Annotated in this window: 23 protein-coding genes; 12 read left to right on the plus strand and 11 right to left on the minus strand. The window is 60.0% G+C overall.

The genetic code is table 11. From position 1 onward, the window contains the following. Positions 1-8: 8 nt before the first annotated feature. From BN1130_RS03095 to BN1130_RS03115, 5 genes are all read right to left on the minus strand, one after another. On the minus strand, positions 9-1,535 hold the full coding sequence (locus BN1130_RS03095) for an efflux RND transporter periplasmic adaptor subunit (protein WP_042040264.1): 1,527 nt from the start codon (positions 1,533-1,535) through the stop codon (positions 9-11). Positions 1,536-1,798: 263 nt separating this feature from the next. After that, positions 1,799-2,281 (minus strand): hypothetical protein, encoded by a 483-nt coding sequence (locus tag BN1130_RS03100; protein WP_042040265.1) that lies wholly within the window; start codon positions 2,279-2,281, stop codon positions 1,799-1,801. A gap of 184 nt (positions 2,282-2,465) precedes the next feature. Then, entirely contained in the window at positions 2,466-3,272 is an 807-nt protein-coding gene (xthA, locus tag BN1130_RS03105; RefSeq protein WP_042040266.1) for an exodeoxyribonuclease III, read from the minus strand. Positions 3,273-3,351: 79 nt separating this feature from the next. Next, positions 3,352-5,016, minus strand: coding sequence for a tetratricopeptide repeat-containing response regulator (locus tag BN1130_RS03110; protein ID WP_042040267.1), 1,665 nt, complete (start codon positions 5,014-5,016; stop codon positions 3,352-3,354). Positions 5,017-5,138: 122 nt separating this feature from the next. Beyond that, positions 5,139-6,179, minus strand: coding sequence for an FAD:protein FMN transferase (locus BN1130_RS03115; protein WP_084218110.1), 1,041 nt, complete (start codon positions 6,177-6,179; stop codon positions 5,139-5,141). Positions 6,180-6,484: 305 nt separating this feature from the next. Here BN1130_RS03115 and azu point away from each other — a divergent pair, with 305 nt between their 5' ends. Then, positions 6,485-6,925 carry an azurin gene (azu, locus tag BN1130_RS03120; protein ID WP_042040269.1) on the plus strand — a complete coding sequence of 147 codons (441 nt, stop codon included), beginning with the start codon at positions 6,485-6,487 and terminating at the stop codon, positions 6,923-6,925. A gap of 43 nt (positions 6,926-6,968) precedes the next feature. Here the strand turns inward: azu and BN1130_RS03125 are convergent, their stop codons facing one another. Together BN1130_RS03125 and BN1130_RS03130 are read right to left on the minus strand one after the other, a co-directional pair. Then, positions 6,969-7,424, minus strand: coding sequence for a PD-(D/E)XK nuclease superfamily protein (locus BN1130_RS03125; protein WP_042040270.1), 456 nt, complete (start codon positions 7,422-7,424; stop codon positions 6,969-6,971). Between the two features lie 84 nt (positions 7,425-7,508). Next, the gene (locus tag BN1130_RS03130; RefSeq protein WP_042040307.1) at positions 7,509-8,051 is read right to left on the minus strand and encodes a HutD family protein; all 543 of its coding nucleotides are present in this window, start codon (positions 8,049-8,051) and stop codon (positions 7,509-7,511) included. Between the two features lie 351 nt (positions 8,052-8,402). Here BN1130_RS03130 and BN1130_RS03135 point away from each other — a divergent pair, with 351 nt between their 5' ends. Next, entirely contained in the window at positions 8,403-8,735 is a 333-nt protein-coding gene (locus BN1130_RS03135) for a DUF3634 family protein (RefSeq protein WP_042040271.1), read from the plus strand. 157 nt (positions 8,736-8,892) lie between these two features. On the opposite strand, the gene BN1130_RS03140 is transcribed toward BN1130_RS03135, so the two are convergent. Next, on the minus strand, positions 8,893-9,990 hold the full coding sequence (locus tag BN1130_RS03140; protein WP_042040272.1) for a YdcF family protein: 1,098 nt from the start codon (positions 9,988-9,990) through the stop codon (positions 8,893-8,895). A 229-nt stretch (positions 9,991-10,219) separates the two neighbouring features. Here BN1130_RS03140 and BN1130_RS03145 point away from each other — a divergent pair, with 229 nt between their 5' ends. Both BN1130_RS03145 and BN1130_RS03150 read left to right on the plus strand, forming a co-directional pair. Then, positions 10,220-11,191: a nucleoside hydrolase gene (locus BN1130_RS03145; protein WP_042040273.1), complete on the plus strand. Its 972-nt coding sequence runs from the start codon at positions 10,220-10,222 to the stop codon at positions 11,189-11,191. 52 nt (positions 11,192-11,243) lie between these two features. After that, positions 11,244-11,612, plus strand: coding sequence for a DUF805 domain-containing protein (locus BN1130_RS03150; protein WP_042040274.1), 369 nt, complete (start codon positions 11,244-11,246; stop codon positions 11,610-11,612). A 102-nt stretch (positions 11,613-11,714) separates the two neighbouring features. On the opposite strand, the gene BN1130_RS03155 is transcribed toward BN1130_RS03150, so the two are convergent. Continuing rightward, a complete protein-coding gene (locus BN1130_RS03155) occupies positions 11,715-12,626 on the minus strand; it encodes a LysR family transcriptional regulator (RefSeq protein ID WP_042040276.1) in 912 nt (303 codons plus the stop codon). A 123-nt stretch (positions 12,627-12,749) separates the two neighbouring features. Here BN1130_RS03155 and BN1130_RS03160 point away from each other — a divergent pair, with 123 nt between their 5' ends. The 8 genes from BN1130_RS03160 (at position 12,750) to BN1130_RS03195 (ending at position 20,621) form a co-directional block, all read left to right on the plus strand. Further along, a complete protein-coding gene (locus BN1130_RS03160; RefSeq protein WP_042040278.1) occupies positions 12,750-13,193 on the plus strand; it encodes a carboxymuconolactone decarboxylase family protein in 444 nt (147 codons plus the stop codon). A gap of 556 nt (positions 13,194-13,749) precedes the next feature. Further along, complete coding sequence (gene cyoA / locus BN1130_RS03165; RefSeq protein WP_084218111.1) at positions 13,750-14,757, plus strand: cytochrome o ubiquinol oxidase subunit II; 1,008 nt, start codon at positions 13,750-13,752, stop codon at positions 14,755-14,757. Positions 14,758-14,760: 3 nt separating this feature from the next. Beyond that, a complete protein-coding gene (gene cyoB / locus BN1130_RS03170; protein WP_042040280.1) occupies positions 14,761-16,737 on the plus strand; it encodes a cytochrome o ubiquinol oxidase subunit I in 1,977 nt (658 codons plus the stop codon). 8 nt (positions 16,738-16,745) lie between these two features. Then, positions 16,746-17,360: a cytochrome o ubiquinol oxidase subunit III gene (locus BN1130_RS03175; RefSeq protein ID WP_005905469.1), complete on the plus strand. Its 615-nt coding sequence runs from the start codon at positions 16,746-16,748 to the stop codon at positions 17,358-17,360. Further along, positions 17,360-17,689, plus strand: coding sequence for a cytochrome o ubiquinol oxidase subunit IV (locus BN1130_RS03180; RefSeq protein WP_042040281.1), 330 nt, complete (start codon positions 17,360-17,362; stop codon positions 17,687-17,689). The genes BN1130_RS03175 and BN1130_RS03180 overlap by 1 nt, the downstream gene beginning before the upstream one ends. 5 nt (positions 17,690-17,694) lie before the next feature. Then, on the plus strand, positions 17,695-18,588 hold the full coding sequence (gene cyoE / locus BN1130_RS03185; RefSeq protein ID WP_042040309.1) for a heme o synthase: 894 nt from the start codon (positions 17,695-17,697) through the stop codon (positions 18,586-18,588). Positions 18,589-18,820: 232 nt separating this feature from the next. Further along, a complete protein-coding gene (locus tag BN1130_RS03190; protein ID WP_042040282.1) occupies positions 18,821-20,182 on the plus strand; it encodes an MFS transporter in 1,362 nt (453 codons plus the stop codon). A 70-nt stretch (positions 20,183-20,252) separates the two neighbouring features. After that, a complete protein-coding gene (locus BN1130_RS03195) occupies positions 20,253-20,621 on the plus strand; it encodes a DUF1428 domain-containing protein (RefSeq protein ID WP_042040283.1) in 369 nt (122 codons plus the stop codon). A gap of 68 nt (positions 20,622-20,689) precedes the next feature. Here the strand turns inward: BN1130_RS03195 and BN1130_RS03200 are convergent, their stop codons facing one another. Then, positions 20,690-21,163, minus strand: coding sequence for a DUF1203 domain-containing protein (locus tag BN1130_RS03200; RefSeq protein WP_042040284.1), 474 nt, complete (start codon positions 21,161-21,163; stop codon positions 20,690-20,692). Between the two features lie 219 nt (positions 21,164-21,382). Beyond that, entirely contained in the window at positions 21,383-22,084 is a 702-nt protein-coding gene (locus BN1130_RS03205) for a hypothetical protein (protein WP_042040286.1), read from the minus strand. Between the last annotated feature and the right edge of the window lie 208 nt (positions 22,085-22,292).

Below are 22,292 nucleotides of genomic sequence, written 5' to 3' on the forward strand. Positions count from 1 at the left end.
CGACGGGATCATGGCTTGGCCCCCATGTCATGCTGGCTGTGATCCATCCCTTCCATCCCATCCTTGGGGGCACTGCTGACCTTTGGCGCTGGCCGGTCGGTCGAGGGTGCCGTGGTGGATTTCTCCGGTTCTATGGTGGTGATGCGGTACTGGTCCCCCTCCTGCTCCACTTGCAGATGCAGGGTCTGACCCTGGCCAAGCTGGCTCATGTCGACCCCCTCCGCCACGGCGAAATCCATCTCCATGGCAGGCCACTGCCACTCGGGGATAGGCTGGTGGGCGACCCCCAGGGTGCGGTTGGCAAGATCGATGCTCTGCACCTCACCCTGAGTCCAGACCTGGCTGGGACGCAGCGCCGTCATGCGCTGGAAGTCCGAATCTATGCTCGATTCCGAGTCGAGCAGGAACTGCGCCGAGCGGACTATGCTGTCCCCGGCCTCGACCCCGTCGATGATGGCCAGCTGGTCGCCAAACTGGGCCCCCAGGGTGACCGCCACCGACTTGAAGCGCCCTTCGCCCAGCGCCAGGACCAGTCGGTCCTGGCTGCCGGTGCGGATCACCGCTTCGCTTGGCACCAATAGACGGGGCCGACCATGGCCGCTGCGAATGCTCACCTTGGCAAACATGTTCGGTTTCAAGAACTCGTCTTTATTGTCAAAGCGCAGTCGCGCCTTGAGGGTGCGGCTGCCCGCGTCCAGGGTGGGGTAGAGGTAATCCACCCGGCCCTGCCAGCGGCGGCCCGGGGCGTAATCCAGGCTCATGGTGACGGGATCGCCCACCTTGAGCTGGCCCGCCTGACGCTCGAACACCTCGGCGCTGACCCAGACCTGGCTCAGGGTACCGAGGCTGAACAGGGCGGCGGCGGGCTCCACGTATTGACCCTCGCGCACCTTGAGATCCGAGATATAACCGCTGCTCGGGGCATAGATGCGGATGGTCTCGCTCACCTTGCGGCTGCGCCTGAGCTGCTCAATCTGCTCGAGGGGGACCTGCAGGGCCTTGAGTTTACCGGTGGCGGCGCGCAGCAGCAGGGGGTTGTTGCTGCCCATGGCCAGCAGGTACTCATGCTGGGCATTGACCAGGTCCGGGGCATAGATCTCGTAGAGCAGACTGCCTTTGGCCACTTTCTGCCCCTCGCTCTTGATGGTCAGGGTGCGGATCCAGCCTGCCATGCGGGCGTTGATAGCCTCTAGCCTCTCCTCGTCATATCCCACATAACCCACGGTCTCTATCTGCTGATAGGCGGGGGCCAACTCGACCTTGGCCAGCCTGACCCCCAGATTTTGCTGGATCTCCGGGCTGATGGTGAGGGTGCCGGGAGAGCCATCTTGTCGCTCCTCATAGACCGGCAGGAAATCCATGCCCATGTTGTCCTTGGCGGGGCCATCGCGCTTGTCACGGGGATCCATGGGATTGACCCAGTAGAGCGGTGCCTTCTCTTTGGCCCCACTGTCCGTGCTCTGTTTGGCGGCCCAGTAACCCCCACCGGCGCCGAGGGCGAGCAGCAGCAGGGATAGCGGCAGTGTCTTGGTCATGACAAGCCTCCGGCGCAGGAGGCGGGGGCGCAGGGGCGCAGGGCAATATTGGTTGCTGACATGATACTTCTTCTCTCTGGTCGAGCCGCGCGGCCAAGGCGCATCCTGGTCGGCAACCCCGAGGGCGGGTTGCTTGTGTCAGGGATGCAGCGATAGCGTTGGGCGGAAAGGGGCGTCAGAGACCGGGGTCCTTGGCGCACAGCACGTCGTGCAAGGTCGGCCGAGGGCACGTCTTGCACAAAACAGGCAGGGAGAAAGTGTGGCTAGTGGCGCAGCACCGACAGCATCAGGTGGCGGCGAGGCCAGGAGGGAGGGTGGCAGCGTTGTTCCCAGAGGAAGGGATTGCGCAGCCAGAGACCGAGGCGCTGGGGCAGCGCTCGTTGGCCAAACCAGAGCAGCAAGGGCAGGGCCAGCAGGGGCAACAGAGCCAGCAACAGCGAGAGGGTGGCACCCACCACGGACTGCAACTGGCACTCATCATGGGGGCTCTGATCGCCGCTGACGGCATGGCAGCCGAGGGGGGGAGCAGGGTGGTCGGCATCGGCCATCAGGGTACTTGAATGAGGAGGAGCGCCATGGTCGGCCCCCGTGAATCCATGGTTCATGGCGTCATGGCTCATCTGAAGTGCGGCCGGCTGCGCGATGGGGGCTGCGTGCCAGCTGATGCAGAGAGTCAGATTGCAGACGAGCAAGAGCCCCAGCAACAGCCGGGCAATGCGCTCTGTGGGCAATCTCGATGACAGCATGGGACTTTCCTGACGAGGGATGGCTTCACTATAAAGCTTGCCGTCAGAGTAAGGTCAAGGCGAAGCCTGGGGTTTGATGACAAGCATCAACAATGCAAGCAAGAGGGGCAGGGCACAGGCGGGAGAGGCATGAGCCCCAGGTCGAACCTGGGGCCAGGCAAGAGGCCGGGAAGGGGCCTCCTTATCAGGCGAAGCAGGCCCAGATGGGGGCATGATCCGAGGGTTTCTCGATGCCGCGCAGCTCGTAGTCGATACCGGTCTCGGTCACTGTGTCCTTGAGGGCATTGGACGCCATGATGAGGTCGATGCGCAGACCGCGGTTTTCGTCAAAGCCCTTGGAGCGGTAGTCAAACCAGGAGAAGCGTTCGCACTCGGTGGGGTTGGCGGCGCGGAAGGTGTCGGTCAGCCCGAAGCCTTTGAGGCGTTCCATCCACTCGCGCTCCACCGGCAGGAAGGAGCACTTGCCGTCCCGCAGCCAGCGCTTGCGATTGGCCTCGCCGATGCCGATGTCGAGATCCGTGGGGGAGATGTTCACATCGCCGATCAGCACCAGCTGATCATCCGGGCTGTGGTGGGTCTCCAGGTAGTGTTGCAAGTCCTCGTAGAACTTCTTCTTGGCCGGGAACTTGGTCTCGTGATCCTGGCTCTCACCCTGGGGGAAGTAGCCGTTCATGATGGTGATGATGGAGCCGTCTTCGCGCTGGAAGTTCGCCATGATCATCCTGCGCTGGGCATCTTCGGCGTCGGTCGGAAAGCCCTTTTGCACGGAGAGAGGCTTCTGCTTGCTCATCATGGCCACCCCGTAGTGGCCCTTCTGGCCATGGAATGCCACGTGATAGCCCATGGCTTCCACGTCGGCCACCGGGAAGGCGTCGTCGTGGACCTTGATCTCCTGCAGGCCGATCACGTCCGGCTGGTGCTTGTCGATGATGGCTTGCAACTGATGAAGACGGGCGCGAAGGCCATTGATATTGAAAGAGATGATCTTCATGTCGATGTGCTCATGTCGTTTTTATAGGTGACTATTGGACTAGGAATCCCGGGCCGATGCAAGCCCGAAGCCTGGCCCCTCATTGGCTCTGGCTGAACTCCTGACGCAGCTTGCGGAATCTCTCCTGCTGGGCGGGATTGAGGGGGATGCCATCCAGCATGGCCAGGGTCTCCTTGCATTCGCTCGGAAATTCAGGGCTCTTGCGGTGCTTCTCGATGAGCTTGAGCAGCACCTGTATCTTGTTGAGCGCGGCCCCGGTATTGGCGGGAGCGCGGCGCAGCGCCTCACGAAAGTGGGTCAGGGCCTGCTCGAACTCTCCCCCTTGATAGGCCTTGATGCCGAGCTCATTGAGCTGTTGGTAACGTTGACGCCGCTCCTGCACCGTCTTGTCATTGCGAGTTGCCTGGATGCAGATGGTGAGCAGCCGGTCCTCGTCTTCGGCCAGGAGGTCTTGCAGGCTCTCGGCGTACTCGAACTCGCCGAGTTGATAGAGTGCAAGCACCGTCTCGCCGAGCAGGGCGACCGGCATGCTGGCCGGTTGATCCAGCCAATGCTGGTTGGCGCGATAGAGCATCTTCTTGCCCTTGATGAGCTGGCCGAGGGCCACCTGCACCCGGGCCTGGCAGATCTGCTCGAACACCGGGTAGTTGAATTCGCTCACCATCAGGGAGTCGCGGATGCGTGACAGCGCCGAGTTGACCTGCTTTTGCAGATTGGCGATGTGATAGCCGTCATTGCTGTTGAGGGCATAGAGGGTCAGGCACTGGATGTAGGCCCCCAGATAGTGAGGGGTTCTGTGGATGGAGTTGCGGGACAGGTCGATGAGGGTGAGCAGCACATCCCGGGCCTGGGCGTAGTCGTGACGCTGCAGGCAGATTTCGGCCAGACGGCGCGACAGCAGCACGGAGTGGGGGGATATCTCCACCGCCCGTTTTAGCTCGCGCTGGGCACTCTCCTCCTCCCCCAGAGCAAGCTGCGCCTCGGCCAGCCAGCGATAGGCTTCCACCATCAGGGGATGGTGTTTGAGGGTCGCCTGCAGATGGCTCACCGCCTCCTCATTGAGCCCCAGGGTATGGCATGCCTTGCCGAGGGTGAGCCGGGCCCAGCCATTCTCCTGACCCGCCAGCAGTTGGCGCATCAGGCTGCGCGCCTCCTTGGCCTGGCCCAGCCTGAGCTGGGTATCGGCCTGCAGGCAGCGGCAGAAGTTGGCAAATCGTGGGAGGGCATCGGCCCGCTCGGCGCAGGCTCGGATCAACTGTTCGGGTTTGTCCTCGGCCAGCGCCCGGAACACGCTCTCCAGTGCCTGACGGCGCGCCAGTGCCCGGCGCAGCCGAAACTTGAACTGCTCCTGGGAGAAGGGTTTCATCAGGTAGTCATCGGGCTCGACCTCGAGGGCGCTCAGCACCATGGCCCTGGAGTTGTCGCTGCTGATCATGATCACCACGCTCTGGGGCGGGATCAGCCCCTTGTCGCGCAGACTCTCCAGCAGCTGGCGGCCATTCTCCCCACCCCCGAGATCGTAATCGAACAGATAGACATCGAAGCTCTCTTTCTGGCAGCGGCGCCGCGCCTCCTCGGCACTGTTGGCAAAGTTGATGCGATTGATGCCGATGTTCTGCAGCATGGCCTTCATCATCACCTGGAAGGCGCGCTGATCGTCGACCAACAGCAGCCGCAGGGGCTTGACGGGGGCAGGCTTGGGCGGCGCATCGCCAGCGGAGAGGTCGGGGTCCTGGGTCGGCATGGCTCTGGGTCTTGAGGCTGGGATAGGTCAGTGTGCCACCAAAGTTCGGGATCAGGCAATTGGCAAAGGTGGGGGAGTTGCCAGGCCCGTGATGGGCCCGGCATCTTGCTTAGTCGGCAGGGCTACTTGACCAGATAGGGCGCAAACTGCGGGCTGTAATCGGCCTTGAAGCCCTCATCCATCTTGATGATGAGATAGACCGCCAGCTGGTGCGCCTTGGCAAAGGCCATGGCTTGCTCCGGGCCCATCACCACCAGGGCGGTATCCAGGGCGTCCGCCTCGAGGGCATCTTGGGTGATGACGCTGGCCGACACCAATCGATGGGTCACGGGGCGGCCGGTGGCGGGATCGATGATGTGGGAGTAGCGCACGCCGTCTTGCTCGTAGTAGTTGCGATAGCTGCCTGCCGTACTCACCGCCATCCCCTGGGGCATGACTATGTCAGAGAAGGCCCCTGGCTTGTCCGAGGGCTCGACGATGGCTATGCGCCAGGGTTGGCCCTTGCCATTGACCCCCTTGCTGCGCACCGCGCCCGCCACCTCGATGAGATAATCCTCGATACCCTTGTCATCGAACAGCCGAGCGATGGCATCGGCGGCGGCCCCTTCTCCCAGGGTGGAGAGATCCAGATAGAGATCCGGGATCGACTTGCGAAGCAGGTACTTCTCCCCTTGCCGGGTCAGGCTCAGCTTGTCGATACCGACCCGCTGGCGGGCGGCGGCAATCTGGGCCTCGCTCGGCGTCTTGACTGGTCGCTTGTCCGGGCCAAAGCCCCACAGATTGACCAGGGGCCCTATGGTGACATCCAGTTTGCCCTGGGTAAGCTGGCCTGCGTCTATGCCTTGCTGGACGATGCGCGCCATCTCGGCCGGTATCTCAGTGGCAGGTTCCACCGGCCCTCGATTGAAACGGGAGATGAGGGCGTCCGGATCGTAGGTGGAGATCTCCTTGTTCATGCGGCCCAGCAGGGTTTCGATATCCTGCTTGAGGGCGGGATCGCCGCCTGGGTAGCCTCCGGGCAGCGTCAGGCCGTAGTAGGTCCCCATGGTTTGGCCTTGCAGGCGGGTTGCCGTTGGGGGCTTGGGCTGGCAAGCGGTCAGCAGCATACCGAGTAACGAGACCAATAGCAGGCCGAAACCGGGCCGCAAGGCAGGAACTAACATCAACACCTCTCTCATCCGGGGCCCGGCAGAGGAGCCGGGGCATGAAGGGGCAGAGCTTAAGGCAAGGCAAGGGGGGATGCGAGCCCGGCGCCTGGTTCGGGGGCAGTAAAATTAAGCATTGCTGAGCTTGGGGGAAAAGGGCGAGGCGTCAGGCGGTGATCTGGCCCGCAGTTTTGGGACTAAACCCTGGTTGATTGGAACCCAATGAGTACAATAAGGCCGATTCAGACAGCATCTTTGTCTGCCAAGGCCCGAGCTGGCCAGGCAATACTGTGGCTATCGTCTGCCAACCAAAGGAGAGGATGATGAAAAAGGTAATTCCCCTGTTGTTGCTGAGTGCCCTGGCGGCGCCCGCTTTTGCCGATGAGTGTACCCTGGCGGTGGAAGCCAACGACGCCATGCAGTTCAACGCCAAGGCCTTGAGCGTACCGGCAACCTGTAAAGAGGTGACCATCAACCTGACGCACACCGGCAAGCTGCCGATCACGGCCATGGGACACAACTGGGCGCTGACCACCACGGCTGACTTCCAGGACGTGGCGACCGCTGGCATGAGTGCGGGGCCGGACAATCACTACCTGCCCAAGGATGATGCCCGTGTGCTGGCGCACACCAAGCTGATTGGTGGCGGTGAAACCACCAGCGTCACCTTCCCGACCGAGGGGATGGCGGGCAAGGATCTCACCTTCTTCTGCTCCTTCCCCGGCCACTGGGCCATGATGAAAGGCAGTTTCAAGGTCGGTTGATTGCGAGGCTCAAGATGAGAGAAGCCGGGCTTGCCCGGCTTTTTTATAACCAGAGTTCAAACTCGGCTAGGTCTTTGCACATAATCTGTTTGGACTGGCACGCTCTTGCCTCTCTACAAAGCCAGTCAAAGGCAGCTTTTTTATGTCCTTTCCCTTCGATGAGCAGCAATACATTTGGCTCTGGAGCTCTCTGGGCACTGAGCAAGAAAAAGGGAAACTTGCGATCCACCGAGCCTGAGACTTGTTGCTGATGAGGTTCTATACGAGTAAGACCCCCTGTCATATGACAAATAACAAAAGCACTATATGCGGTTGTGCCATAGAGATCTTCATAAGCAACATGGCTCTTGAAAGTGCCAGGAGTTAGTAGATCTTGGCTTTGAACGTAACCCTGTGCCTCGAGAATGTCCTTTACTCGTTTGCGTAACTGAACATTGCTCTTTTCTTCTTCTGTAGGGTTGGCGGGAAGAGCATCAAAACCTTCCAATATGTATTGCATAAGAGTCCCTCCTGATTGATGGGACTCATGCTAGCGCGCCTCGTGTGCTTTTTGTACAAAAGATTCTTATGAGGCTATGTGGGGTTACTGTCTGGTATCAGCCGTTGTAAGTTGCCGCAGGGTAAAGAAGGCAATAGTGGCCTTCTTGCTGCACTCGAGCATGATGCTCTCTTGCGCGCTGACCAGCAGGGTATCCCCCTTGGCGAGGTCATGCTCCGCCACCTTGAGGCTTCCCTCCAGCAGGGTGACCAGATAGGTGTGGGCAGACTCCAGGGTCAGGGGCACGGAGAAGGGCAGGGTCAGCACCCGCACATTGGCATCCAACTTGGTTGCGTCATAGATGAGCCCGAGATCCGTCACCTCTTTTTTCAGCAAGGCGCAGTGGGTCTCATCGTCGCCGCTAAAATGGGCCGCCTCGAAGGTGGCATAGGGGTGGCCGTTGAGCACGAAACCGGCGCCGCTGACAGGTAACAGGATGCGGGCATAACCGGGGAAGGGGGAGAAGGGGCCAGCTTCTTTGATGGGGGCCGTGCTCAGCCGGTAATCGAAATCGAGTTTGGCCAGGGAGCTGCCCGCCGGGGCTATCACTATTTCGGCAGTGCTGCCCTTGCCATTTTTCCAGGGCATCTTGCGCTGCTGGGCCACTGTGATCAGTTGGTACAAGGTTTTCCCCTCATCATGAGTCTGGCCCCAGAGATACCATCCTGACACGGGTGCCGACAAGCCTGCCCGGTGCGAGTGCGGTTTTTTCCAGCGTTTGTCAGGATGCCGCCATCGGCACACACGCCGCGGCAGCCCGAGATGAACATCTGTCTGAGCGGGCTCGCTCCCCTTCCCTGGCGACCAAGAGCCGTAGGGGCCGCGCAAGGTAGCGTGGTCATGGTCACCGTTGTCCGCAACGTCATGCGTTGAGGGTTTATCTGCGGGCGATATAAGGATTATGCTGAGTCAAGTTCATGGTGTTTAAGGAGAGACAAGATGGCCTGGATATCCTTGTTGGTGGGCATCGCCCTCATCTGGTGGCTGCTCAAACTGGGCCGCGGCCCCCTGTTCGACCTCAGGTTGGCTCATGGCAAGTTGACGATGCAAAAGGGCAAGGTGCCGCCCGCCTTCATCACGCAACTCGAGCAGATCCTGAAACGAGAGTCGCTGCGGGGTCGCATTCGGGGTGTGCGCGATGGCGACGGGGTGCGTCTCGTCTTCTCCCGCTCCATCCCCGAGCCCATCGCACAGCGGGTGCGCAATGTGTTCCCCTACGGGGATTACCGCAGCCCGTTGTCCAAGCAGCCTTCGGGTCACAAGCGCCACTGAGCGAAGTCGCCTATTTCACAGGGCGCTCGACGTGATATGAGAGAGGCCCCACTGCCAGCAGTGGGGCCTTCGTTGTTATGTGGCTGAGCCACAGAGATGGCCGCGCAGCGTGGGTGCAAGCGAACCCTCATCATCGGTCGACAAGGGCCATGCCGCATCAGCGCTCCAGCAGGGGCGCCGAGCGATAGCTCCACATGCCATAGGTGCGCAAGGCGTCGCGGTAGATGCCTTGCAGCTCGCTCTCTTCCACCTTGGCGAGGCTGGAGATGGGCTTGTCCGGGTAGCTGACGCTGTCGATGCGGATCTTGGCCGGGCCGGTTTGCCAGCAGGCTATCTCGAGCAGGGTCTGGCCACGACGCACATGGCTGGCGGAGCTGACCAGGGTCGCGCTGTCTATCTGATGGCGGGCCAGCACCCAGGCACTGTAGAGGGCATTTTCCACCGTGCTGGTGGCATAATTCTCCTCGATGATGCGCGAGCGACTGATCCCCTTGCTCACCAGCCAGTCGGCCATCTGCTTGCCCTCGGTCTGACGATTCTGGGGCACGCCGCCGCTCACTATGATGAGGGCCTGGGGGTCGGCCTTGGCCAGGGCGCGGGTGGTGTCGAGGCGGCCGAGCAGTATGTCGTTCATGCTGCCATCGGGGTTGAGGGCATAGCCCAGGGTGACGATGGCGCGCCGTCCACTCTTGTCCTGATCCCGCGCGGCCCGCTCCTTGAGCGGGGTCTTGACCACCTTGTCTATGGTGGCAAAGATGCGCTGCAAGTCGGCCTCGCGCCCCGGGTTACGTGCCGTCAGTTGGCCGAGGTAGGTATTGGCGCGTTCGGTATTGCCCTTGAAGCGCTGCCAGACCGCGAGGTAGGAGAGCAAGTCCACATCATCCGGGGCCGCGACCAGGGCCTGTTCAAACAGGGAGATGGCGCGGTCAATCTTGCCGTTGTAAATCTGGGTGTTGGCCGCCGAGATGAGCAGGTCGGTGCGATAGGGTTCGAGTTGGTAGGCTTCGAGCAGCCGGTTGGTGATGAGCTCCATGTTGCTCGGCATCTTGGCGGTGAAGCCCGCATCCGAGACCCGGGCCGGGGAGTCGAAGATCTGTTTGGCCTCGCCGAGCAGTTGATCAACCACCTGACGCTTGCTGATGATCTGGCCGTAATCCTGATCGGATTGCAGGCTGCGTACCGGCACGGCCCAGGCTGCCGTCGGGGTGAGCAGACTGAGCGTGAGCAGGGCGGCGAGGGAGAGTCGGTTGTCCATAAGCTGTCCACCTGGTTGGGAGAGGAGAGACCGGCCAGGAGCCGGACAGGGCGCATCAGCATGGCGAGGCGCCGTACCCGGACGACTATAACAGGCCGGGCGCCATAAAAACGGGGCAGGGCCGTCAAATCGGCCAGACAAGGTTTTTCAGAAGGACAAGTGTGAGCGGGCCCCGGACAGAATGGAAGGGACTCGCTACACTGGGATCCTTTTCCAGCTGGAGCCTATCATGACCACCAAGATCATCCTGGACACGGATCCCGGCATCGACGATGCCATGGCCATCCTCTTTGCCGAGGCCCATCCCGCCATCGAGCTGGTGGGGATCACCACCGTCTTTGGCAATGCCACCATCGCCGATGGCACCCGCAACGCCCTCTGGCTCAAGGAGCAATTCGCCATGAAGGCCGATGTGGCCCAAGGCGCCGCCGCGCCGCTGGTGCGCCCCCCGGTGGGGGCGACCACAGTGGTGCACGGGCTCCATGGTTTCGGTGATGTCGAGGCGGGTGAGCCGAGCCTGAGCGCGGATCCCCGTCCCGCCTGGCAGTACATCGTCGAACAGCTCAAGGCCGCCCCTGGCGAAATCACCCTGGTGACCATAGGTCCGCTCACCAATCTGGCCCTGGCCCTTGAAAAGGCCCCCGAGATAGTGAGCCTGGTCAAGCAGGTGGTGGTGATGGGGGGCGCCTTCGGCGTCAACGGTCACCGCGGCAACGTGACCCCCTATGCCGAGGCCAACATCCACGACGATCCCGAGGCGGCCGATCTTGTCTTCACCGCCGACTGGCCCCTGGTCATCATAGGGCTGGACGTCACTCAGCAGAGCCTGTTCAGTGGGGCTTATCTGGATGCCCTGCGCGATGAGGCCGGGATGGCGGGCCGCTTCATCTGGGACGTCAGTCGCTTCTACCTGCGCTTCTATGCCGAGCGGATCGGCATGGATGGCTGTCATGTGCACGATCCCTCGGCCATCGCCTATGTCATCAATCCGGCGCTCTTTACCCTGCGCCGGGGGCCGGTGCGGGTCATCACTTCGGGGCCAGCCATCGGCCACACCCTGCAGAAGTTTGATGACAGGCGTCATCCCCATGACGACTGGGCGCGCTTCCGGGCTCAGGACGTCGGGGTGGCCGTCGATGCGAAGGCGCTGCTCGCCCTCTATCGCAAGACGCTGATCGACTGGAGCAAGCAGTGGGACTAGGCTAGGGAAGCCAAGTGTAAACCGTTCATTTTGTTCATCATCTGGAGGTGTTATGGAGTGGTATCTGACCGTCATGAAGCAATACGCCGTCTTTAGCGGACGAGCGAGGCGCAAGGAGTACTGGATGTTTGTGCTCTGCAACCTGGGGATAGCCCTGGTACTGAGTCTGCTCGGCCAGTTGATTGGCCTCAAGGAGCAGATTGCCAACCTCTACTCCCTGGTGGTATTGCTGCCGAGTCTGGCGGTCGGGGTGCGTCGCTTGCATGACACGGACCGCTGTGGCTGGTGGCTGCTCATCAACCTGATCCCGGTGGTGGGCACCCTCGTTTTCCTCTATTTCATGGTCTGTGAGGGAGAGGCTGGCCCCAATCGCTTCGGCGAAGACCCCAAGGCCGGGTTATCGGCCGCCGCCACCTTTTGATCTCTCCTGAGCGCGCAGGCCATCTGCGCGCTCTGCTTCCCCAGTTGTTCTCCCTCATTGCCCGCTCGCCAAGATTGACGTTTCATGCCGCTCGCCATGTGGTTATGAGGGGCCGTCCTGCAAGGCAGGGATCCGCTCGGCCAGGAAATCGATGAAGGCACGGGCCTGGGGTCTGAGGAAACGACCACCGCGAAACACCGCATGGATCTCGTCGTTGCGGCTCTCATAGGGGGAAGCCTGCCAGCCCGGCAGCACCCGCTGCAGGCTCCCCTCATTGATCCCGCGCTGCACCATCCAGCTCGACAACAACAAGAGCCCGCAGCCGGCCCGGGCTGCATCGAGCAGCGGGGTACCGCCAATGGAGGTGAGGTTGCCTTGCACGGCGACCCGACACTGCTGTGAGCCCTGGTTGAAATACCAGTGCTGACGCTGGCGGCCATGGCCGCGGATCAGGCAGTTGTGTCCGGCTATCTCGTGTGGCGTGGCGGGTTCGCCATGACGGGCAAGATAGGCGGGGGAGGCGACCAGCAGGGAGCGATTGGTGAGCAAATGGCGGGCATGCAGGCTGCTGTCGGCCGGGCGACCAATACGGATTGCCACATCCACGTTTTCGGCATCCAGATCCACCAGGCGGTTATCGAGTTCGACTTCGAGACGCACCTGGGGGTAGCGAGCCAGAAATTCGGGCAGCAGCGGCGAGAGGCAAGCCGCGCCGAAACTCTCGAATACCGAGACTCGCAGCGGCCCGCTGGGCGCTTCGTGCAAAGGCTGGAGGGATTGCACCAGCTGATCGGCCTCCTCCAGCAGTCGCACCGAGCGGGCCAGGAAATACTCCCCCTGTTCGGTCAGCAGCAGCTGGCGGGTGCTGCGCTTGAAGAGGGGAACCCCCAGCTGGGCTTCCAGGCTGTCTATGGTACGGGTTACCGAGGAGGGGGCCAGATTGAGGGCCCGGGCGGCGCGGGAGAAGCTGCCTGACTCAACCACCTGGGCCAGGATACGGACACGATCCAGCACTGTGACTCCTTTGCGATAAACGCAAAACTATTGCAGTTTGTAGCTGTATTCTATTTGCCAGTGCGTGGATGGACAATGACGTTGTCGCCCAACATCGGGCATCTCTCCCACAGGAGCACCACAATGTCAGACCGTATCCAGTTGGCCAGCCAGGCCCCCGCCGCCATCCAAGCCATGATGGGCCTCGAATCCTATCTCGGCAGCACGGACATTCCCCTCAACCTCAAGGAGCTCATCAAGCTGCGCGCCTCCATGATCAATGGTTGCGCCTATTGCATTGAGATGCATGCCGAGGTGGCGATGAAGATGCAAGAGAGCCCCCAGCGGCTGCTGGCGCTGGCGGCCTGGCGTGAGTCTCCGCTGTTCGATGGGCGTGAACGCGCCGTCCTGGCGCTGACCGATGAGGTGACCCTGATTGCCGGGCAGGGCGTCACCGAACACACCTATCGACAAGCACAACAACTGCTTGGGGATGCCCTGCTGGCCCAGTGTCTTATGCAGATCATCACCATCAATGCCTGGAACCGGGTGGCGGTTGCCACTCAAATGGAACATGAACATCGTTGATCCCGGCCTCCCATGCCAGGCGCCCATTGCCAGTCAGAGTGGGGGGATGGAATGGGACATATTGATATGGCGCAGCAGCCATAACATGTATTGCAATGGAGTGTTTAGCTCGGGAAAATGTTTCTTAAATGGTTTTATTTGTTTCTGGTCTGTTAATTTAAAGGGAGGGTAAACCCTCCCCCAGGGCCTTATTCGTGGTCAACATAGGGCGAAAATATAATTAATCTAACCTTGGGGGCCGGCTGTTTGCCCGCCTGATGCGGCCTCCCTGCATTTATGAAAATCCCGCGGGTCATCCATTGACCCCACTCTTCACAATGGCAACTGTTCAGGGATTGTTCATTTTGCGTCATGATGGCTTTTTTGGGCCTCGCATGGGGCACTTATTTGTGCCCGACGACCTTGCGATTAGTTAATGGAACGCTGACATCTGGTTTCCAAAAAGTAACCATTTGCTTCGATTAATTTTTCATGTTGTTCACATGGGTGTGTCTTGCTCAAAATAATGTGTTTTATTTATAGCTTTACGTCTTGCAAGATAGATAAAGGAAGTAGCATGAGACCTTTGGAATATAAGAAGGGCTTGGGGACTTTGTTATTAATCACCGCCGCCAGTTTGCTGAGTGGTTGTGATATGGCATTAATGAATCCCAAGGGCCAAGTTGGCCTGGAAGAAAAGTCACTGATATTAACAGCATTGTATTTGATGTTAATTGTGGTTATTCCAGTCATCGTCATGGCAGTGGTATTTGCCCGCAAATATCGCGCTTCCAATACCAGTGCCACTTACGCACCGGATTGGGCCCACTCGACCAAGATAGAAGTGGTCGTCTGGACAGTCCCCGTCATCATCATTGCCATCCTGGCCGTGATCACCTGGAAAACCTCCCACGAGCTTGACCCATACAAGCCGCTGGTCTCTGACGTCAAACCTGTCCAGGTTGATGTGATCTCATTGGATTGGAAATGGCTGTTCGTGTATCCGGAATTGGGCATAGCCTCTGTCAATGAATTGGCATTCCCGGCCAATACGCCGGTCAATTTCCGTATCACCTCCGATTCGGTCATGAACTCCTTCTTTATTCCTAGCCTGGGCGGTCAGATTTACGCCATGGCGGGCATGCAGACCAAATTACACCTTATCGCCAACGAGGCCGGTCAATACGACGGTATCTCCAGCAGCTATAGCGGTGCCGGTTTCTCCGGCATGAAATTCAAGGCCATCGCCACGCCGGATCAGGCAGGTTTCGATGCCTGGGTTGCCAAGGTGAAGCAGTCGTCCAAGCCACTCATGACCATGGGTGAATTTGATGTGCTTGCCAAACCGAGCCAATACCATCCGGTCGAGTATTTCTCCAGTGCCGATCCAGCTCTGTTCACCAAGGTGATCAATAAGTTCATGGGTCACGGCATGAAGATGAAAGAGGGCGAAAAAATGGATATGAGTCATGGCCAGAGCATGGATCACAGTGCACACCAGCAACAGGGTGAGCACCAGGATCATGCCGGTCAGATGAATATGCCGATGGCTAGCCAGTCAGTACAAGCGGTATCCGGGGAATAATAGATGTTTGGAAAATTAACACTCGAGGCCATCCCTTACCATGAGCCCATTATCGTGGTCACGGTTGCCTGCATATTGCTGGGCGGGATGGCCATTGCCGGGCTAATAACCTATTACGGCAAGTGGCAATATTTGTGGCAGGAGTGGTTCACCTCGGTGGATCACAAGAAACTGGGGATCATGTATCTCATTCTGGGCATGGTCATGCTGCTGCGCGGCTTCGCCGATGCGGTGATGATGCGTACCCAGCAGGTGATGGCGTCGGCCGGGGGGGAGGGCATATTGCCGCCTCACCACTACGACCAGATCTTCACCGCCCACGGCGTCATCATGATCTTCTTCGTGGCCATGCCGCTGGTGATCGGTCTGATGAACATTGTGGTGCCGCTGCAGATCGGTGCCCGTGATGTGGCCTTCCCCTTCTTGAACAACCTGAGCTTCTGGTTCACCGCCGCGGCCGTGGTGCTGATCAACACCTCCCTCGGGGTCGGTGAGTTTGCCCAGACCGGCTGGTTGGCCTATCCGCCCTTGTCGGGCAAGGAGTACAGCCCGGGCGTCGGGGTCGATTACTGGATCTGGAGTCTGCAGATTTCGGGTCTTGGCACTCTGCTGACCGGGGTCAACTTCTTCGCGACCATCATCAGGATGCGGGCTCCGGGCATGACCATGATGCGTCTGCCGGTGTTCACCTGGACCGCCCTGTGCGCCAACATCCTGATCATCGCCTCTTTCCCGATCCTGACCGTCACCATCGCCCTGCTCACCGCAGACCGTTACCTGGGTACCCATTTCTTTACCAATGACATGGGTGGCAACATGATGATGTACATCAACCTGATCTGGGCCTGGGGTCACCCCGAGGTCTACATCCTGGTGCTGCCGGTGTTCGGTATCTTCTCGGAAGTGGTGGCGACCTTCAGCAAGAAGAAGTTGTTCGGTTATACCTCCCTGGTGTGGGCGACCATCGCCATTACCGTGCTCTCCTTCGTGGTCTGGCTGCACCACTTCTTCACCATGGGGTCGGGTGCCAACGTCAACGCCTTCTTCGGCATCTCCACCATGATTATCTCGATCCCGACCGGGGTTAAGATCTTCAACTGGCTGTTCACCATGTACCGGGGTCGCATCGCGTTCACCTCGCCCATGTTGTGGACCGTCGGCTTCATCATCACCTTCACCATTGGGGGGATGACCGGGGTGCTGCTGTCGGTACCGGCTGCCAACTTCGTGTTGCACAACAGCCTGTTCCTGATCGCGCACTTCCACAACGTCATCATCGGCGGCGTAGTGTTTGGCTGCTTCGCCGGTATCACCTACTGGTTCCCGAAGGCGTTCGGCTTCACCCTGGACGAGACCTGGGGCAAGCGCTCCTTCTGGTTCTGGATCACCGGCTTCTTCGTGGCCTTCATGCCGCTCTACGTGCTGGGCTTCATGGGCATGACCCGTCGGGTCAGCCAGCAGATCGATCCCGCCTTCCATGGCTGGCTGGTGGTGGCCGCGTGCGGCGCCGGCCTGATTGCCATCGGCGTGTTGTGCCAGGTGATTCAAGTGGTGGTCAGTATTCGTGACCGCGAGAAGAACCGCGATCTGACCGGCGATCCCTGGGGTGGCCGTACCCTGGAGTGGGCAACCTCTTCCCCGCCGCCCTTCTACAACTTCGCCATCGAGCCGAAGATTGCCGGACTGGATGCGTTCTGGGAAGCCAAGCAGGACGGTTCTGCCTACCAGCAGCCCCAGCGCTACGCCCCGATCCACATGCCGAAGAACTCCGGTGCGGGCGTCATCATCGCCGCCTTCAGCGTGGTGTTTGGTTTCGCCATGATCTGGGACATCTGGTGGATGGCCATCGCCGGCTTCGTTGGCATGATAGCCACCTGGATCATTCACAGCTTCAACGATGATGTGGACTACTACGTGCAGGTCGACGAGATCGAACGCATCGAAGGTCAGCATCATGACAACATCAGCAAGGTGGCATGAGAACCGATATGGCTACTGATATTCTGCAACACAATCATCATCAGGGTGCCCATGACGGGCACCATGATGCCGGCGCCACCAAGGTGTTCGGCTTCTGGATCTACCTGATGAGTGACTGCATCCTGTTTGCCACTCTGTTTGCAACCTACGCGGTGCTGGTCAATGGCACCGCCGGGGGCCCGAGCGGCAAGGACATTTTCGAACTGCCGTTCGTGTTTGGCGAGACCATGCTGCTGCTGTTTAGCAGCATCACCTTCGGGTTTGGCATGCTGGCCATGAACCAGAACCGGGTCGGCACGGTCAAGGCCTGGCTGATGGTCACCTTCTTGCTGGGTGCCGGCTTCATCGCCATGGAGATCTACGAGTTCCATCACCTGATCGCCGAAGGCTTCGGCCCGCAGCGCAGTGGTTTCCTCTCCGCCTTTTTCACCCTGGTCGGTACCCATGGTATCCACGTCACCAGTGGACTTATCTGGATCATCGTGATGATGGTGCTGATCTCCAAGAAGGGGCTGACCGAGCGTAACCGTACCCGTCTGATGTGCCTGAGCCTGTTCTGGCACTTCCTGGACGTGGTGTGGATCTGTGTGTTTACCGTGGTCTATCTGATGGGGGCAATGTAATGAGTCATGCTGTTGACAATCACGGCGCCAGCCACGGCAGCGCCAAGACGTACCTGATAGGCTTCGTGCTCTCGGTGATACTGACCGCCATCCCGTTCTGGATGGTGATGGACGGCTCAGCCTCCCATCACCTCATCCTGGGCACTGTGGTCGCCACTGCCGTCATCCAGATCTTCGTGCATCTGGTTTACTTCCTGCACATGAACACCTCCTCCGAGGAGCGCTGGAACCTGGTGGCCCTGGTGTTTACCGTGCTCATCATCGCCATCGTGGTGGGGGGATCCTTGTGGATCATGTACAACCTCAACATCAACATGATGCCAAGTTGAGTGGTGTGATGATGAAGCAATACCTGCAAGTGACCAAGCCGGGCATCATCTTCGGTAACCTCATTTCGGTTATCGGCGGTTTCCTGCTGGCATCCAAGGGGAGCCTGGATCTGCCCCTGTTCATCATGACCATGGTGGGGGTCTCCCTGGTGGTCGCCTCCGGTTGTGTGTTCAACAACTACATCGACCGGGACATCGACTGTATCATGGAGCGCACCAAGCACCGCGCCCTGGTGAGGGGGCTCATTGCCCCCGGCGTCTCGCTCTGGTACGCGACTGCCCTCGGCATCGCCGGGGTCGGGTTGCTCTACGGTGCGGCCAATCCGTTGGCGGCGCTGTTGGCCGTGTTTGGCTTCATTGTCTATGTGGGGGTCTACAGCCTCTATATGAAGCGTCATTCGGTCTATGGCACCCTGATTGGCAGCCTGTCTGGCGCCGCGCCCCCGGTCATCGGTTATTGTGCGGTGAGCGGCCAGTTCGACTCCGGTGCGCTTATCCTGCTGGCGATCTTCAGCCTGTGGCAGATGCCGCACTCCTATGCGATTGCCATCTTCCGCTTCAAGGATTATCAGGCGGCGGGCATCCCGGTGTTGCCGGTGGTGAAGGGCATCTCTGTGGCCAAGCACCACATTACCCTCTACATCCTGGCCTTCATGGTACCGACCCTGATGCTGTTCCTCGGCGGCTACGCCGGTTACAAGTACCTGATCGTGGCCACGGCCGTCAGCGTCTGGTGGTTGGGGATGGCCCTGTCGGGTTACAAGCAGGCGGTCGATGACTCCCTGTGGGCCCGCAAGCTGTTTATGTTCTCGATTGTCACCATCACTTGTCTGAGTGTGATGATGTCGGTGGACTTCCAGCCGGATGCGGCGCCCGTCTTGGTGAGCATGTTGCCTTGAACCTTGCGGTCGCCCTCAGAGTAGAGATCGGCTTGTTCATCTTGCCCTGAAAATGAGTAGAATCCAGAGCCGGGAACTTTCCCGGCTCTGTTGTTATATGGGGATGGCCAAGGGCCAGGTCTGTTTTCTCCCAGGCGACGGCGTCAGCGCCATCGCCTGTATTTGCTACCCATGACCACCGGTTCCTCGGCCACTATCCCGACCACACACCTCCAATCACACTGAGGCCGTCATGCATGATTTCAAGATGACCCGGGGTGAACTGCGTGCCACCTGGGCACTCGGTTCCCTCTTCTCCCTGCGAATGCTCGGCATGTTTATGGTGCTGCCGGTACTGACTACCTACGGCATGTCTCTGGCTGGCGCCACCGAAACCCTGATCGGTATCGCCATCGGCATCTATGGCCTGACTCAGGCCCTGCTGCAGATCCCCTGCGGGCTGCTCTCGGATCGCATCGGTCGCAAACCCCTCATCGTCGGCGGCCTGCTGATGTTTGCCCTGGGCAGCGTGATTGCCGCGCTGACCCACAGCATCTGGGGCGTGATCCTCGGCCGCGCCCTGCAAGGCAGCGGCGCCATCTCCGCCGCCGTCATGGCCCTGCTCTCGGATCTCACTCGCGAGCAGAATCGCACCAAGGCGATGGCCTTCATCGGCATCAGCTTTGGCATCACCTTCGCCATCGCCATGGTGACGGGGCCGCTCATCACCCATGCCATCGGCCTCTCGGGGCTGTTCTGGCTGATAGCCCTGCTCGCCTTTGGCGGCATCGCCATCACCCTCTGGTGGGTGCCGGCCCCCAAGGCGCATCTGCTCAACCGCGAGTCCAGTCTGGTCAAGGGCGGGCTCAAGAGGGTGCTTGCCAACCCCCGGCTGCTCAAGCTCAACCTGGGCATCCTCTGCGTGCATACCCTGCTGATGTCGAGCTTCGTGGCGCTGCCGCCCCTGCTCGAGCAGGCGGGGCTACCCCGTGACCAGCAGTGGAAGGCATTCCTGTGCACCATGCTGATTGCGTTTGTGAGCGTGGTGCCTTTCATCATCTACGCCGAGAAGCGCAGGCAGATGAAGCGGGTATTCCAGATCTGCGTGCTGCTGATGCTGGGGGCGGAAGTGGTGCTCTGGCAGTCGGGTCTGCAATTGTGGAGCATATTGGCCGGCTTGCAGCTGTTCTTCATCGGTTTCAACCTGATGGAGGCACTGTTGCCGTCGCTGATCAGCAAGGAGTCGCCGCCAGGTTACAAGGGCACCGCCATGGGGGTCTACTCCACCAGTCAGTTCCTCGGGGTGGCCATCGGCGGCAGCCTGGGGGGCCTGCTCTACAGCCAGGGGGGGGCCGCCCTGGTGTTTGGCAGCTGCGCCGTGCTGGCGCTGGTCTGGTTCGGGATCAGCCTCACCATGCAGGAGCCGCCCTATGTCAGCAGCTTGCGCATCGTGCTGCCAGAGGGCGTGGAGGCCACCGAGGCGTTGGAGCAGAAGGTGCGCGCCCGTGAAGGGGTGAAGGATGTGTTGCTCGACAGCGCCGAGCGCTCCCTCTACGTCAAGGTGGATTCGCGGTGCATCAAGCGCAGCGATCTGGAGCAGCTGGTCGCCGGTTGATGGGGCCCGTTTGGGAGTGAGCGGTACACAGTACCCATTGCTATGCTGAAATCCTCAACAAGGAGGCTCTATGTCATATGTCGATGGATTCGTGATTGCCGTGCCCACGGCCAACAAGCAGGCCATGATTGAACATGCCAAGCACTTTGATCCCCTCTTCCTCGAGTTCGGTGCGACCCGGGTGCTGGAGTGCTGGGGGGACGATGTGCCCCACGGCAAGCAGACCGATTTTTACCGCGCCGTGGCGGCCAAGGAGGATGAAACTGTGGTCTTCTCCTGGGTCGAGTGGCCGAGCAAGGCCATCCGGGATGACGCCATGGCCAAGATGATGGCGGATCCCAGAATGGATCCGAGTAACCCGGCCAATCAAGCGATGCCGTTTGATGGCGCCCGCATGATCTTCGGCGGGTTCAGTTCGGTGCTTGAGTTAAAAGCATGATCTGCCTTCCCCCAATAAAGAAGAGGCCCGCCTGATGGTGGGCCTCTTCTTTTGGGCTGGAGCCAACATCAGGCGCGATACACGGCGCAGCTGAAGCAGCCGGGGTTGGCATTGTGGATCTGCAGGTAGCTTACCCTCTCGTTTAAAAACTGATTACGAACCGCCTGCTCGAACTCTGTACCCTGAATAGTCTGTGCGTGGATCATCATCTGGGAACTGTCATAGGCCCTGATAGAGAGCAATCTTCCCGGCAATATCTCAGGTATCTCATTTGTGTCCAGCATGGCGGTTTTGGCATGTTCGCGTACAAACACGGGGCCACAAGCGCGATAGGGTGAACTCACGTCGTGATGAGGAAAGTGGATCAGCAGCACTCTCTCTCCCACACAGGCCTCTCGCAAGGAGACCCGGCAGGGATACCCTGGGCTGGCATCGGCGATCAGCCATCTGGCATTGACGGCTTCGAGCTCTTTATCATTCATGCCCATGGCGCGGGCAAACAGATTCTTATCGAGAGCCTGGATGATGAAGTTGGTATTCATGGAGACGTCCTATCAGGTGAAAAAGCCATGGTAGTCATTGCGCGCGCGGATGCTGGCCACTTTCGGCCAGGGAATCTTGTTGTCGAGCGCCCTTGACCGAGAGGGGAGGCCGCCAGATGGCGTACTCAGCCCCTATGGTCGGCAAGCTAACAGCCGGCCTCGGCAGAGGCTTCTTGGGGTATCGGTATGCGCAGCAGTGACCCAGGCCAACGCCACCGGCTACTGGAGCAGCGGGTACACCTTGTCGTAATAGAAACCGTCAAAATCCGCGATGGCATCGAGCCGGAAGGGGGCTGGCAGGGTGAAGCCTTGCCAGGTCTCCCTGAAGACTTCATCGCCATCCTCCTGCGCATCTTGGTTGATGTTTTCCCGGATCAGCACCTTGCGGGTCGAGAAGTTGATGCTGGTCATCCGCTCGACCAGGGGCCCCCGGTTATCACTGTCGTCGTAGCCAATCAGCGTGAAGCCGGCGTTCTGATACCTGAATTTGTAGGACCAGTAACCATAGCGCCCGTGACCGTAGTGAATGTGCAATATCCCCTTGTCGATGGATACCCAGAGCTCGGGGGCAAAATAGACGCCGCCATCCTCTTGCTCCGAGGAGAAGCAGGCCAGGTTCTCCAGCGCCAAGGCGTAGTGATCCCCCTGCTTGAACGCAATGATGAGACCCCGTCGGTTGCGATCCAGCTTGCCACGGTATTCGTCCACCAGCCGCTTGGCCGGGTCCATGCCCTTGATGATGATGACCATGTCCGCCTGGCCATCCCGATTGAGATCCCCCTCCATCTTCTCAAAGAGCACATAGTCCTCAGGGATGAAATCGAGGGGATCCTGCGCGGCGGTCTTGGCCGGTTGTGCGAGCGCATGCCCAGGCAGTACTGCAAGCAGCACCAAGGCGAAGAGCCAGATCAGCGTTTTCATTGTGTTCCTGTTTTCAAACGACACCAAATGCTGCGATCATGCCCAGCCCGGCAACCAATGGCAAGCCGCTTAGGGAAGCCGATCAGGGGAGAAAATACGCAGAGGACGGCGCAGCGCCCTGGGCTGAAAAACAAAGACACCGGCGCGAGGCCGGTGTCTTGGCATAACGAGAGCGGTACCCAGGCTCGCGCCCCGGAGTCAGGGCGGC

Source organism: Aeromonas rivuli (genome assembly GCF_000820045.1).
Classification (GTDB): Bacteria; Pseudomonadota; Gammaproteobacteria; order Enterobacterales; family Aeromonadaceae; genus Aeromonas; species Aeromonas rivuli.